Origin of the sequence: Enterococcus sp. DIV0170, assembly GCF_051710765.1 — a bacterium.
Classification (GTDB): Bacteria; Bacillota; Bacilli; order Lactobacillales; family Enterococcaceae; genus Enterococcus_A; species Enterococcus_A raffinosus.
The window spans coordinates 3,185,652-3,198,716 of sequence record NZ_JBIOLG010000001.1; the positions used below are offsets into that span (position 1 = coordinate 3,185,652).

Here is a 13,065-nt window from a genome sequence, read left to right on the forward strand (position 1 = left end):
ACGAAGAGCCATCATTTTTCATTAGCGCATCGTTACAAATTCTTCACTGCCTGTCGGATGGATCGCAACCGTATCATCGAAATCTTTCTTCGTTGCCCCCATTTTAATTGCCACGGCAAAGCCCTGCAGCATTTCATCAACACCGACACCAATAGCATGCAACCCGATAATCTTCTCTTCATCCCCGAGACAGATCAGCTTCATATCACATTTTTGTCGATAATCACTTAAGGCAAAGTACATTGGCGTAAAGCGTGAGTGATAGACTTTGATTTGATCTTTTCCATGTCGTTCAAGCGCTTCTTCTTCCGTTAATCCAATCGTTGCAATCGTTGGATGTGTGAAGATCACGGTTGGAACATTTTCATAGTCTAAAAATTCCTCTGATTTGCCATTAAACACCCGTTCAGATAAACGCCGTCCAGCTGCAATAGCTACTGGCGTCAAATCAATTTTGCCGATGACATCGCCAACTGCATAAACCCCTTCGCTAGTTGTATTTTGATATTTATCAACAATCACAAAGCCTTTTTCATTTAAAGTTACCGAGGTATTTTCTAAGCCTAGCTTATTCGTATTTGGTAAACGTCCTCCGGCGAACAGCACTTTGTCTCCTGTTAACGTATTGCCGTTCTCGAAATAAACCGTATAGGTGCCGTCATCATTTTGTTTGATTTCTTTTGCTACATGATGATCGTAAAGCTTCATTTTATTGTCACGATAAATCTCAACTAAGTTATCTGCCAACATTTTGTCAAAGGTCCGTAATGGACGACTGTGACGGAAGGCCCAATGTACCTGCGTACCCATTCCTTGCAATACACCACTCAACTCAGCTGCAATATAGCCAGCACCTAGGACAACTACTTCTTTTGGCTGCTCCGTCAATTCAAAGAAGCCATTGGAATCAATCGCTAATTCGCCGCCAGGAATCTTCATCTGGCTTGGTCGGCCGCCTGTTGCGATCAAAATATTCGGCGCTGTATAGTCTTCACCATTAACGCGAATCACATGATCGGATTTAAATGTCGCATAGCCTTCGATCCGCTCAACATGATTACTGTCAAGCCCACGATAATAAGCACCATGTAAAAAATCGATGTATTTTTCGCGACGTGCCACTAATTCTTTAAAATCAAACTTTTCGACATCCGCTTGGACACCATAGCTAGACGCGTCCCGCTCGATCATTTCCAGCATGCTGCTAGCCTGCCACATTACTTTTTTCGGTACACATCCAACATTGACACACGTGCCGCCGATTTTATTTCCTTCAATCAACAAAACCTTTGCCCCGTACATACCTGCACGATTGGCAGAAGCAATCCCGCCGCTACCGCCACCGACTACTATGTAATCATATTCCTTCATTCATCTGCCTCCTAATTCTTACTAATGAAAGTTATTTCTTGTCTAATCCTTCGAATAAAACACTTTTAGTGATAAGTAGCAGTACTCAATAGATTCATTTTAATACATTCTGTCAAAAAATAATTGCTTTTTGTTTTGAAACAAAAATTTGACGCAAGAAAAAAACTGAGGAAGCCTCAGTCTTTTTTCTTGCGTATCATATCCCCAGGTTTAACCGGTTGAGCTACAGGCATCGTGATGATCATCATTGGATTTGGCGCACGATCAATCTGTTCACCTTCATCATTCTTCATTTCAGTCACTGTTTGTTCAAAATGATGGAAGTTCGGACCATAAAACTCAATCTCATCGCCCACTCTAAAATGATTTCGTTGGCGAACAGTCGCGATTCCACTGGCTTCGTCATAGCTTAACACTTCACCGATAAATTTATAGACAGGGATCTTCCGTCTAGGACCAAATAGCTGTTCATTTTCTGTTGGCACATGATAATAAAATCCTGTCGATAGTTCTCGTTGCGCCACTTTCCACAGCTCATCGATCCATTCTTGCTTGCAGACATAATTTTCTGGATCAGAAATATAGCTATCCACTGCTGCTTTATACACATTGGCAACCGTCGAAACATAGTGAATAGATTTCATTCTTCCTTCAATTTTCAAGCTGTCAACACCGTTTTCAATCAAATCAGGAATGTGTTCGATCATTGACATATCTACGGCACTCATAGAAAACTCTTCGGTTACATCTCCGTTTTCCGTCAATGAACGATGTTCTTGAGCAAAAGGCATATCGAATAGTTCATATTTCCAACGGCAAGATTGCGAGCAGCCGCCACGATTAGCATCACGCATCGACATATGATTCGACAAGGTACAACGTCCTGAATAGGAAATACACATCGCGCCATGAATAAAGGCTTCGATTTGAATATCTGTATTTCGGCGAATTTCTGCTAATTCCTCCATTGAAACTTCACGAGCTAAGACCACTCGTTCCAAGCCTTCATTTTGCCAAAATTTTAACGTCTCTGCATTGGTTGCGGACGCTTGAGTAGACAAATGAATTTCTAGCCCAGGCGCTTCTGTTGCGCAAATTTCAATCAATGCCGGATCAGAAACAATGACTGCTGAAATACCGATATCTCTTAATTTTTTGAAAAACTCTCCTGCCCCTTCTTCATTTCCTTCATGCGTCACCATGTTCGCAGCTACATAAACCTTTGCGCCGTATTTATCAGCAAAAGCGACGCCTTCTTCCATCTCTTCAAATGAAAAATTCCCCGCACGAGAACGCAATCCATACGCATCCCCGCCAATATATACAGCATCCGCGCCATAATGAATCGCGGTTTTTAATTTTTCCAATGTCCCGGCTGGGGCTAAAACCTCTGGCCGTTTCAGTTTTCTCTCTGTCATGTTGCTCTTACTCCTATTTAATCGCTGTTGGGTCTAAATGGTAAAAACCAGTATCCATTCCTCGACCAACAGGATGATATTTTTGGATTTCTTGCTGCGCGTGGCTCATAGCGGCTTCATCCCAAGTTCCTGCTTCAATTGCTGTTTTTGCATCGGCAAAAATTTTCGCGATCGCGACAAAATCTGATCCCGGGGTAAATAATCCGTCAAGCTTCCAAGTTTGATAGCCTGTTTGAGCCAAGTCAGCCAATTCTTGAATTAAATTCAGATCATTGTCAGCAAAAATATGTGTGCCATGTTGATCTTCATAGATTGAATAATGCGTCTCTGCTTTTTTCGGCTCTGAAATAAACAATCCACGCTCTTTTGAAACTTCTTCTTTCTGATTTGTGTAATTGAAGTAGTTATCCAATAATGGTCGTTTCGATTGATGGATGCAAGTAGCACCGTACACCAAGACTTCTACCGGAACCTCCACTTGCTGACTCAAATGCTGCATTTCTTTAAACGGCACTTCCCGAGCCAAAACCGCACCGACCGCACCCTTTTTCTGCCAAAAATTGATTTGTCTGGCATTGGTCACCAATGTTTGTGCATCATAAATATAAGGCAGATCATACTCCTGCAATAAGTAGATCACACCTGTATCACCTACAACAACATGATCCGGTTGTACCTCTGCCAAAAATGCTAAATATTCTGGAATCTTTTTCATCGTGTCAGGATGCATGATACCATTTACTGCGATGTTTACTTTTTTTCCCTGAGCATGTGCTTGCTCAATTAACGCTTTTTGTTCATCACGGGAAAAAGAATACGGCAATCTCAGCCCATACGCCTCTTCCCCTATGTATAATGTATCCACGCCAGCAGCAATTAACTCTTCGGCTTGCGCCATTGACTCTGCCGTCGCAATTAACTCAATCATGGTAAGTCCTCCTTTTAGACTTTCTCATACTATCACAGCTTCCAAAAGTTTCCAACTGACGACAGAAAAAAAGAGGACCACACCTAAGTGTCCTCCTCTGATTAACTAAACTTTTTCTGGAATTTTTTCTTCTTTAAGATTTTTTACAGTTAAGGTGATTTTACCCTTGCTTGCACCAATCGTTACCGCATCACCTAATTGAATTTGTCCTGACAATAACGCCTCAGCCAAGCGATCTTCAATTTCTTTCTGTAAAGCTCTGCGAATTGGCCGTGCACCGTATTCAGGATCAAATCCTACTTTTCCGATAACATCATAAGCCGCTGGTGTAATCTTCACTTGGATCTCATGTTCTTTCATGCGATCCAAAATGGAACGACTCATAATCTTCACGATCTCATGAATTTGTTCTTGATCTAAGGTTTTGAAGACTACGGTTTCATCAATTCTATTTAAGAACTCTGGACGGAAAGCCTTTTTCAGTTCTTCTAAAATTCGTTTTTCCATCGCTTGATGATCTTTCGTAATATCCTTCACGTTGAAACCAACATTTTTTTCCTCACGGATTTCAGTCGCACCAATATTTGAAGTCATGATCAAGATCGTATTGCGGAAATCAACCTTTCGCCCTTTCGAATCTGTTAAATGACCATCATCTAAAACTTGTAATAAAATATTGAAGACATCTGGATGAGCCTTTTCAACCTCATCTAACAAAATAACTGAATAAGGTTTTTGACGAATTTTTTCTGTTAGCTGTCCACCTTCTTCATAACCAACATATCCTGGCGGTGAACCGATCAAACGACTCGTACTATATTTTTCCATATATTCAGACATGTCTACACGAATTAAAGCTTCTTCACTACCAAACATCGCCTCGGCTAACGCCTTCGCCAACTCTGTTTTCCCAACCCCTGTTGGTCCTAGGAACATGAATGAGCCAATTGGACGATTTGGATCTTTCAAGCCGCTTCGGGCCCGACGAATCGCGCGGGAAATGGCTTTGACCGCATCCTCTTGCCCGACCACTCTTTTATGCAAGACATTTTCTAAATCCAATAAACGTTGGCTCTCTTTTTTCTCTAACTGCTGTAAAGGAACCCCAGTCCATTGAGAAACCACAGCGGCAACATCTTCATCCGTGACTTGATCAAGATAGCCGTTTTCTTGTTTTGCTGCTTTAATTTTCGCTTGTTCCAAAACTTCCGCTAACTGCTTTTCTCGTAAACGCAAACGCGCTGCCGACTCGAAGTCTTGGTTTTGAATCGCCTTTTCTTTTTCAGTCACTAACTCTTGAACTTCTTCTTCTAACTCAGTAAGTTCAGAAACTTCATCCGTTGAATCTAAGCGGACTTTCGCAGAAGATTCATCCATTAAGTCAATCGCTTTATCTGGTAATTGACGTGAATTAATATATCTCACCGATAAAGAAACCGCAGCATGCAATGCTTCATCCGTAATTTCTACGCCATGATGCTCCTCATATCGAGGACGTAATCCCTTCAAAATCTCTTCAGCTTCTTCAGGTGTTGGCTCTTCTACCTGTACCCGAGCAAACCGCCGCTCTAAAGCAGAATCCTTTTCAATGTATTTCTGATATTCATCCAATGTCGTCGCACCAATCGTTTGCAGTTCACCACGTGCCAATGCAGGCTTCAAAATATTAGAAGCGTCAATCGCACCTTCAGCACCACCCGCACCAATCAATGTATGCAACTCATCAATAAACAAGATAATCTGACCATCATGGTAAATTTCATCAATTACTTTCTTCAACCGATCTTCAAATTCTCCACGGTATTTTGTTCCCGCAACAAGGGCCCCCATGTCTAGCATCATCAAACGCTTTCCACGCATATCCTCTGGAACATCACCAGAAATAATCCGCTGCGCCAATCCTTCTACAATTGCCGTTTTACCGACACCAGGTTCTCCAACTAATACAGGATTGTTCTTAGTTCGACGACTCAAAATTTGTACCACTCGACGGACTTCGCTGTCTCTACCCACTACTGGATCTAATCGTTTTTCCCGCGCCAGTTTTGTTAAATCCCGCGCCAAACCATCTAAAGTAGGGGTGCCTTGGGAATTACTTTGAGCAGGTTTAGCAGAGGCTTTCCTGCGTGTTCCAGCTCCTTGATTTGTATTTTGAGCTTCATTGACACCCATCTTCTTCAATAAAAGTTGTCGCATCTTAGGTAGACTCAAACCGAGATTAACTAGGATGTGAGAAGCCAAAATTTCATCATCACGTAATAGACCTAATAGAATATGTTCCGTACCTACCAATTTTGCATTGAAGCGCTTCGCCTCATCATCCGCAAAAATCAAAATCTGTTTCGCTCTCGGAGAATAAGGAAGATATCCTCCTTCAGGATATGACTTAACTGAGCCGTAACCTGTCATATGCTCAATTTCTTCACGAATATCATTCTCACTCGAATTCATTTGACGTAATGTCTTGCCCGCAATTCCTTGTTGTTCGATGACTAACGCTAGTAATAAATGCTCCGAACCAACCGAGCGGTGTTTAAAATATTTTGCTTCCTGTTGTGCAATCGCCAACACAGCTTTTGCGCGTTCTGTATACAGCTGATCCATATCCCTCACTCCTTTTTCTCATAACTTAAACGTTCCAAAAATCCATGCAGAATTCTCGCCCGTAGTCTATTTTCAATTTGACTGATACCAAGAACATTCTTCGATACTGCACTTAACATCAAGTTGCCTTCATTTTCAGTAATAATTTCTTCTTCAAATAATTTTTGAATAATCCCAAACGCATTCGCTTCCGAAATTTCGCTTCCAAAAGAATCCATTAATTGTTCCAAAAAGTAGTGCTGATCAGAAATCTTAACTTTACTTATTCGAATATAGCCGCCGCCACCTCGCTTGCTTTCAACCAAATAGCCCCGTTGAAAAGTAAAACGTGTATTGATCACATAATTTATTTGAGAAGGTACGCAATTAAAAAGCTGCGCCATCTCGGCTCTTCGAATTTCAATAATTTCGCTATTTTCCAAAATATCTTTCAAGTAAGACTCGATCAAATCAGAGGTATTTCTGCTCATAATATCGCCTCCTATTGACTATTCCTGACCATAATTATATCGAATTTAACGCATGAAATAAAGGAGAACGCCTTTCTTTAATTAAGGATAAAAAAAAAAGAAGGTTTTCACCTTCTTTTTTGATCGGGAAGACAGGATTCGAACCTGCGACCCCTTGGTCCCAAACCAAGTACTCTACCAAGCTGAGCTACTTCCCGATAAACAAAAAAACTACGCGCCCAAGAGGAGTCGAACCCCTAACCTTTTGATCCGTAGTCAAACACTCTATCCAGTTGAGCTATGGGCGCATATCTATATTATGCCGAGGACCGGAATCGAACCGGTACGGTGATCACTCACCGCAGGATTTTAAGTCCTGTGCGTCTGCCAGTTCCGCCACCCCGGCGTTGTTCCCTGGTCTTCAGGAAAGCGGAAAACGGGGTTCGAACCCGCGACCCCCACCTTGGCAAGGTGGTGCTCTACCACTGAGCTATTTCCGCATGATGCCGGCTAAAGGACTTGAACCCTCGACCCTCTGATTACAAATCAGATGCTCTACCAACTGAGCTAAGCCGGCAACTACAAAAAAATAAAATGCGGGTGAAGGGACTTGAACCCCCACGCCGTAAGGCGCTAGATCCTAAATCTAGTGCGTCTGCCAATTCCGCCACACCCGCATATTCTTATGAGCCGTACAGGGCTCGAACCTGTGACCCTCTGATTAAAAGTCAGATGCTCTACCAACTGAGCTAACGGCTCATATGGAGGTTAACGGGTTCGAACCGCTGACCCTCTGCTTGTAAGGCAGATGCTCTCCCAGCTGAGCTAAACCTCCATGTTCGCGTGGCGACGTCCTAATCTCACAAGGGGCAACCCCTCACTACAATCGGCGCTAAGAAGCTTAACTTCTGTGTTCGACATGGGAACAGGTGTATCCTTCTCGCTATCGCCACCACACTGCTATTTACTTGAGTAAACTTCGTTCACTCAAAACTGGATCAGAAACGTTTTTAAACGACCGACAATCATTTTATTTTGGTTAAGTCCTCGATCGATTAGTATCAGTCCGCTCCGTACATCACTGCACTTCCACTTCTGACCTATCTACCTGATCATCTCTCAGGGATCTTACTTTCTTAAAGAAATGGGAAATCTCATCTTGAGGTGGGCTTCACACTTAGATGCTTTCAGCGTTTATCCCTTCCCTACATAGCTACCCAGCGATGCCTCTGGCGAGACAACTGGTACACCAGCGGTAAGTCCATCCCGGTCCTCTCGTACTAAGGACAGATCCTCTCAAATTTCCAACGCCCGCGACGGATAGGGACCGAACTGTCTCACGACGTTCTGAACCCAGCTCGCGTGCCGCTTTAATGGGCGAACAGCCCAACCCTTGGGACCGACTACAGCCCCAGGATGCGACGAGCCGACATCGAGGTGCCAAACCTCCCCGTCGATGTGGACTCTTGGGGGAGATAAGCCTGTTATCCCCAGGGTAGCTTTTATCCGTTGAGCGATGGCCCTTCCATGCGGAACCACCGGATCACTAAGCCCGACTTTCGTCCCTGCTCGACTTGTAGGTCTCGCAGTCAAGCTCCCTTGTGCCTTTACACTCTGCGAATGATTTCCAACCATTCTGAGGGAACCTTTGGGCGCCTCCGTTACTCTTTAGGAGGCGACCGCCCCAGTCAAACTGCCCATCTGACACTGTCTCCCACCACGATCAGTGGTGCGGGTTAGAGTGGTCATAACACAAGGGTAGTATCCCACCAGCGCCTCTGTCGAAACTAGCGTCCCGACTTCTACGGCTCCTACCTATCCTGTACATGTGGTACAAACACTCAATATCAAACTGCAGTAAAGCTCCATGGGGTCTTTCCGTCCTGTCGCGGGTAACCTGCATCTTCACAGGTACTAAAATTTCACCGAGTCTCTCGTTGAGACAGTGCCCAAATCGTTACGCCTTTCGTGCGGGTCGGAACTTACCCGACAAGGAATTTCGCTACCTTAGGACCGTTATAGTTACGGCCGCCGTTTACTGGGGCTTCAATTCGTACCTTCGCTTACGCTAAGCACTCCTCTTAACCTTCCAGCACCGGGCAGGCGTCAGCCCCTATACGTCATCTTTCGATTTTGCAGAGACCTGTGTTTTTGATAAACAGTCGCTTGGGCCTATTCACTGCGGCTGATCGTTAGATCAGCACCCCTTCTCCCGAAGTTACGGGGTCATTTTGCCGAGTTCCTTAACGAGAGTTCTCTCGCTCACCTTAGGATTCTCTCCTCGACTACCTGTGTCGGTTTGCGGTACGGGCCATTGTTTTCTCACTAGAAGCTTTTCTCGGCAGTGTGACATCAGGAACTTCGGTACTATTATTTCCCTCCCCATCACAACTTGTCCTTAAAGACGTAAGCATTTGACTCACATCAAGACTTATTGCTTGGACAGACATTTCCAATCGTCTGATTCCTTAGCCTCCTGCGTCCCTCCATTGCTCAAACAAAAACAACGGGTACAGGAATATCAACCTGTTATCCATCGCCTACGCCTTTCGGCCTCGGCTTAGGTCCCGACTAACCCTGGGCGGACGAGCCTTCCCCAGGAAACCTTAGTCATTCGGTGGACAGGATTCTCACCTGTCTTTCGCTACTCATACCGGCATTCTCACTTCTAAGCGCTCCAGCAGTCCTCACGATCTGCCTTCAACGCCCTTAGAACGCTCTCCTACCAACACACCTATTGGTGTGTTCCACAGCTTCGGTAAACTATTTAGCCCCGGTACATTTTCGGCGCAGGGTCACTCGACTAGTGAGCTATTACGCACTCTTTAAATGGTGGCTGCTTCTAAGCCAACATCCTAGTTGTCTGTGCAACCCCACATCCTTTTCCACTTAATAGTTATTTGGGGACCTTAGCTGGTGGTCTGGGCTGTTTCCCTTTCGACTATGGATCTTATCACTCACAGTCTGACTCCCAGAGATGAATGGATGGCATTCGGAGTTTATCTGAATTCGGTAACCCGAGATGGGCCCCTAGTCCAAACAGTGCTCTACCTCCATCATTCTTACTCTGAGGCTAGCCCTAAAGCTATTTCGGAGAGAACCAGCTATCTCCAAGTTCGTTTGGAATTTCTCCGCTACCCACACCTCATCCCCGCACTTTTCAACGTACGTGGGTTCGGTCCTCCAGTGCGTTTTACCGCACCTTCAACCTGGACATGGGTAGATCACATGGTTTCGGGTCTACGACCACTTACTCATTCGCCCTATTCAGACTCGCTTTCGCTGCGGCTCCGTCTTTTCAACTTAACCTCGCAAGTAATCGTAACTCGCCGGTTCATTCTACAAAAGGCACGCTATCACCCATTAACGGGCTCTAACTTGTTGTAGGCACACGGTTTCAGGATCTATTTCACTCCCCTTCCGGGGTGCTTTTCACCTTTCCCTCACGGTACTGGTTCACTATCGGTCACTAGGGAGTATTTAGCCTTGGGAGATGGTCCTCCCGGATTCCGACGGAATTCCTCGTGTTCCGCCGTACTCAGGATCCTCCTAGGTGCCAGTCAAATTTTGTCTACGGGGCTTTTACCCTTTCTAGCAGACCTTTCCAGGTCCTTCGACTATCTCACTGGACTACCATATCGGAGTCCTACAACCCCAAGAGGCAAGCCTCTTGGTTTGGGCTTTTCCCGTTTCGCTCGCCGCTACTCAGGGAATCGATTTTTCTTTCTCTTCCTGCAGGTACTTAGATGTTTCAGTTCTCTGCGTCTACCTCTAATCAGCTATGTATTCACTGAAAAGTAACATCCTATAAAAGATGCTGGGTTCCCCCATTCGGAAATCTCCGGATCAAAGCTTACTTACAGCTCCCCGAAGCATATCGGTGTTAGTCCCGTCCTTCATCGGCTCCTAGTGCCAAGGCATCCACCGTGCGCCCTTATTCACTTAACCTTATCCTAACTTGCGTTAGGGGGTTGATTGTTCCATCTAGCGATAGACTTCCCAATCAGAAAAAATAAGCAATTGAACTTATTTAAAAAACTCATTCAACGCGGTGTTCTCGGTTTGTTTAAATTATTGTTTCTGTATCCAGTTTTCAATGAACGATTTGAGAGTAGACCTCTCAAAACTGAACGAATAAAGCAACCTGTGTAGTTTCCGTAATATTCCTTAGAAAGGAGGTGATCCAGCCGCACCTTCCGATACGGCTACCTTGTTACGACTTCACCCCAATCATCTATCCCACCTTAGGCGGCTGGCTCCAAAAGGTTACCTCACCGACTTCGGGTGTTACAAACTCTCGTGGTGTGACGGGCGGTGTGTACAAGGCCCGGGAACGTATTCACCGCGGCGTGCTGATCCGCGATTACTAGCGATTCCGGCTTCATGTAGGCGAGTTGCAGCCTACAATCCGAACTGAGAGAAGCTTTAAGAGATTAGCTTAGCCTCGCGACTTCGCGACTCGTTGTACTTCCCATTGTAGCACGTGTGTAGCCCAGGTCATAAGGGGCATGATGATTTGACGTCATCCCCACCTTCCTCCGGTTTGTCACCGGCAGTCTCGCTAGAGTGCCCAACTAAATGATGGCAACTAACAATAAGGGTTGCGCTCGTTGCGGGACTTAACCCAACATCTCACGACACGAGCTGACGACAACCATGCACCACCTGTCACTTTGCCCCCGAAGGGGAAGCTCTATCTCTAGAGTGGTCAAAGGATGTCAAGACCTGGTAAGGTTCTTCGCGTTGCTTCGAATTAAACCACATGCTCCACCGCTTGTGCGGGCCCCCGTCAATTCCTTTGAGTTTCAACCTTGCGGTCGTACTCCCCAGGCGGAGTGCTTAATGCGTTAGCTGCAGCACTGAAGGGCGGAAACCCTCCAACACTTAGCACTCATCGTTTACGGCGTGGACTACCAGGGTATCTAATCCTGTTTGCTCCCCACGCTTTCGAGCCTCAGCGTCAGTTACAGACCAGAGAGCCGCCTTCGCCACTGGTGTTCCTCCATATATCTACGCATTTCACCGCTACACATGGAATTCCACTCTCCTCTTCTGCACTCAAGTTTCCCAGTTTCCAATGACCCTCCCCGGTTGAGCCGGGGGCTTTCACATCAGACTTAAGAAACCGCCTGCGCTCGCTTTACGCCCAATAAATCCGGACAACGCTTGCCACCTACGTATTACCGCGGCTGCTGGCACGTAGTTAGCCGTGGCTTTCTGGTTAGATACCGTCAAGGGATGAACATTCTACTCTCATCCTTGTTCTTCTCTAACAACAGAGTTTTACGATCCGAAAACCTTCTTCACTCACGCGGCGTTGCTCGGTCAGACTTTCGTCCATTGCCGAAGATTCCCTACTGCTGCCTCCCGTAGGAGTTTGGGCCGTGTCTCAGTCCCAATGTGGCCGATCACCCTCTCAGGTCGGCTATGCATCGTTGCCTTGGTGAGCCGTTACCTCACCAACTAGCTAATGCACCGCGGGTCCATCCATCAGTGACGCAAAAGCGCCTTTCAAATAGAAACCATGCGGTTTCTATTGTTATACGGTATTAGCACCTGTTTCCAAGTGTTATCCCCTTCTGATGGGCAGGTTACCCACGTGTTACTCACCCGTTCGCCACTCCTTTTCTTTCGGTGGAGCAAGCTCCGGTGAAAGAAAAGGCGTTCGACTTGCATGTATTAGGCACGCCGCCAGCGTTCGTCCTGAGCCAGGATCAAACTCTCATAAAAAGTGTTTGAAACAGTCTTGCGACTGATCAGCTCAATTGTAAAAATTGACTTGCTAGCATATTGCTTGCTATGTTGTTTGTTTCTATTAAAAGAAACGCCCTACACATTTGGTTTGTTTTATTCGTTCAGTTTTCAAAGGTCTACATTGTTTGTCGCTTTGTTTCAGCAACTTTTATATCTTAACAGGTTACCGAGCAAATGTCAACGTATTTTCATTTTTTTTTGGAAATTAAACGTTAATATTTTAGCAACTTAGTTATAATAACTTACCTACTCTACGGTGTCAATAGCTTCATTTAATAAATTTTTACATATCAATCAAAAAATATTAATGGTATTACCACAACTAACATTCCAAATTTAGAAAATAAAGGTAATCTGTTTAGAAATAAAAATTCCACCCTAAAAGGATGGAATTCGCGTGGCGACGTCCTAATCTCACAAGGGGCAACCCCTCACTACAATCGGCGCTAAGAAGCTTAACTTCTGTGTTCGACATGGGAACAGGTGTATCCTTCTCGCTATCGCCACCACACTGCTATTTACTTGAGTAAACTTCGTTCAC

The 13,065-nt window shown here is 45.1% G+C and carries 5 protein-coding genes, 8 tRNA genes and 4 rRNA genes; all 17 read right to left on the minus strand.

The features are described from left to right. Positions 1-21 precede the first annotated feature (21 nt). Complete coding sequence (gene gor, locus IGI50_RS15390) at positions 22-1,371, minus strand: glutathione-disulfide reductase (protein ID WP_438777543.1); 1,350 nt, start codon at positions 1,369-1,371, stop codon at positions 22-24. 176 nt (positions 1,372-1,547) lie between these two features. Beyond that, a complete protein-coding gene (locus IGI50_RS15395; protein ID WP_010744334.1) occupies positions 1,548-2,789 on the minus strand; it encodes a peptidase U32 family protein in 1,242 nt (413 codons plus the stop codon). 13 nt (positions 2,790-2,802) lie between these two features. Then, complete coding sequence (locus tag IGI50_RS15400) at positions 2,803-3,717, minus strand: peptidase U32 family protein (protein ID WP_438777544.1); 915 nt, start codon at positions 3,715-3,717, stop codon at positions 2,803-2,805. A gap of 105 nt (positions 3,718-3,822) precedes the next feature. Continuing rightward, positions 3,823-6,321 carry an ATP-dependent Clp protease ATP-binding subunit gene (locus tag IGI50_RS15405; protein ID WP_010744332.1) on the minus strand — a complete coding sequence of 833 codons (2,499 nt, stop codon included), beginning with the start codon at positions 6,319-6,321 and terminating at the stop codon, positions 3,823-3,825. A 5-nt stretch (positions 6,322-6,326) separates the two neighbouring features. Continuing rightward, on the minus strand, positions 6,327-6,794 hold the full coding sequence (locus tag IGI50_RS15410; RefSeq protein ID WP_269208789.1) for a CtsR family transcriptional regulator: 468 nt from the start codon (positions 6,792-6,794) through the stop codon (positions 6,327-6,329). Positions 6,795-6,914: 120 nt separating this feature from the next. Continuing rightward, positions 6,915-6,988: transfer RNA gene (locus tag IGI50_RS15415), tRNA-Pro, on the minus strand. 16 nt (positions 6,989-7,004) lie between these two features. Beyond that, positions 7,005-7,078: transfer RNA gene (locus IGI50_RS15420), tRNA-Arg, on the minus strand. A gap of 12 nt (positions 7,079-7,090) precedes the next feature. Then, positions 7,091-7,176 (minus strand) — tRNA-Leu (locus IGI50_RS15425). 22 nt (positions 7,177-7,198) lie between these two features. After that, a tRNA-Gly gene (locus IGI50_RS15430) sits at positions 7,199-7,270 on the minus strand. A gap of 4 nt (positions 7,271-7,274) precedes the next feature. After that, a tRNA-Thr gene (locus IGI50_RS15435) sits at positions 7,275-7,347 on the minus strand. An 18-nt stretch (positions 7,348-7,365) separates the two neighbouring features. After that, positions 7,366-7,447: transfer RNA gene (locus IGI50_RS15440), tRNA-Leu, on the minus strand. A gap of 9 nt (positions 7,448-7,456) precedes the next feature. Next, a tRNA-Lys gene (locus IGI50_RS15445) sits at positions 7,457-7,529 on the minus strand. Positions 7,530-7,532: 3 nt separating this feature from the next. Continuing rightward, positions 7,533-7,605 (minus strand) — tRNA-Val (locus IGI50_RS15450). A gap of 6 nt (positions 7,606-7,611) precedes the next feature. Next, positions 7,612-7,727, minus strand: a 5S ribosomal RNA gene (gene rrf, locus IGI50_RS15455). A gap of 78 nt (positions 7,728-7,805) precedes the next feature. Continuing rightward, positions 7,806-10,718 (minus strand): 23S ribosomal RNA (locus IGI50_RS15460). Between the two features lie 223 nt (positions 10,719-10,941). After that, a 16S ribosomal RNA gene (locus IGI50_RS15465) occupies positions 10,942-12,500 on the minus strand. Between the two features lie 419 nt (positions 12,501-12,919). Beyond that, positions 12,920-13,035 (minus strand): 5S ribosomal RNA (gene rrf, locus IGI50_RS15470). The 16S, 23S and 5S rRNA genes sit together here with 8 tRNA genes alongside, the layout of an rRNA operon. Positions 13,036-13,065: the final 30 nt, after the last annotated feature.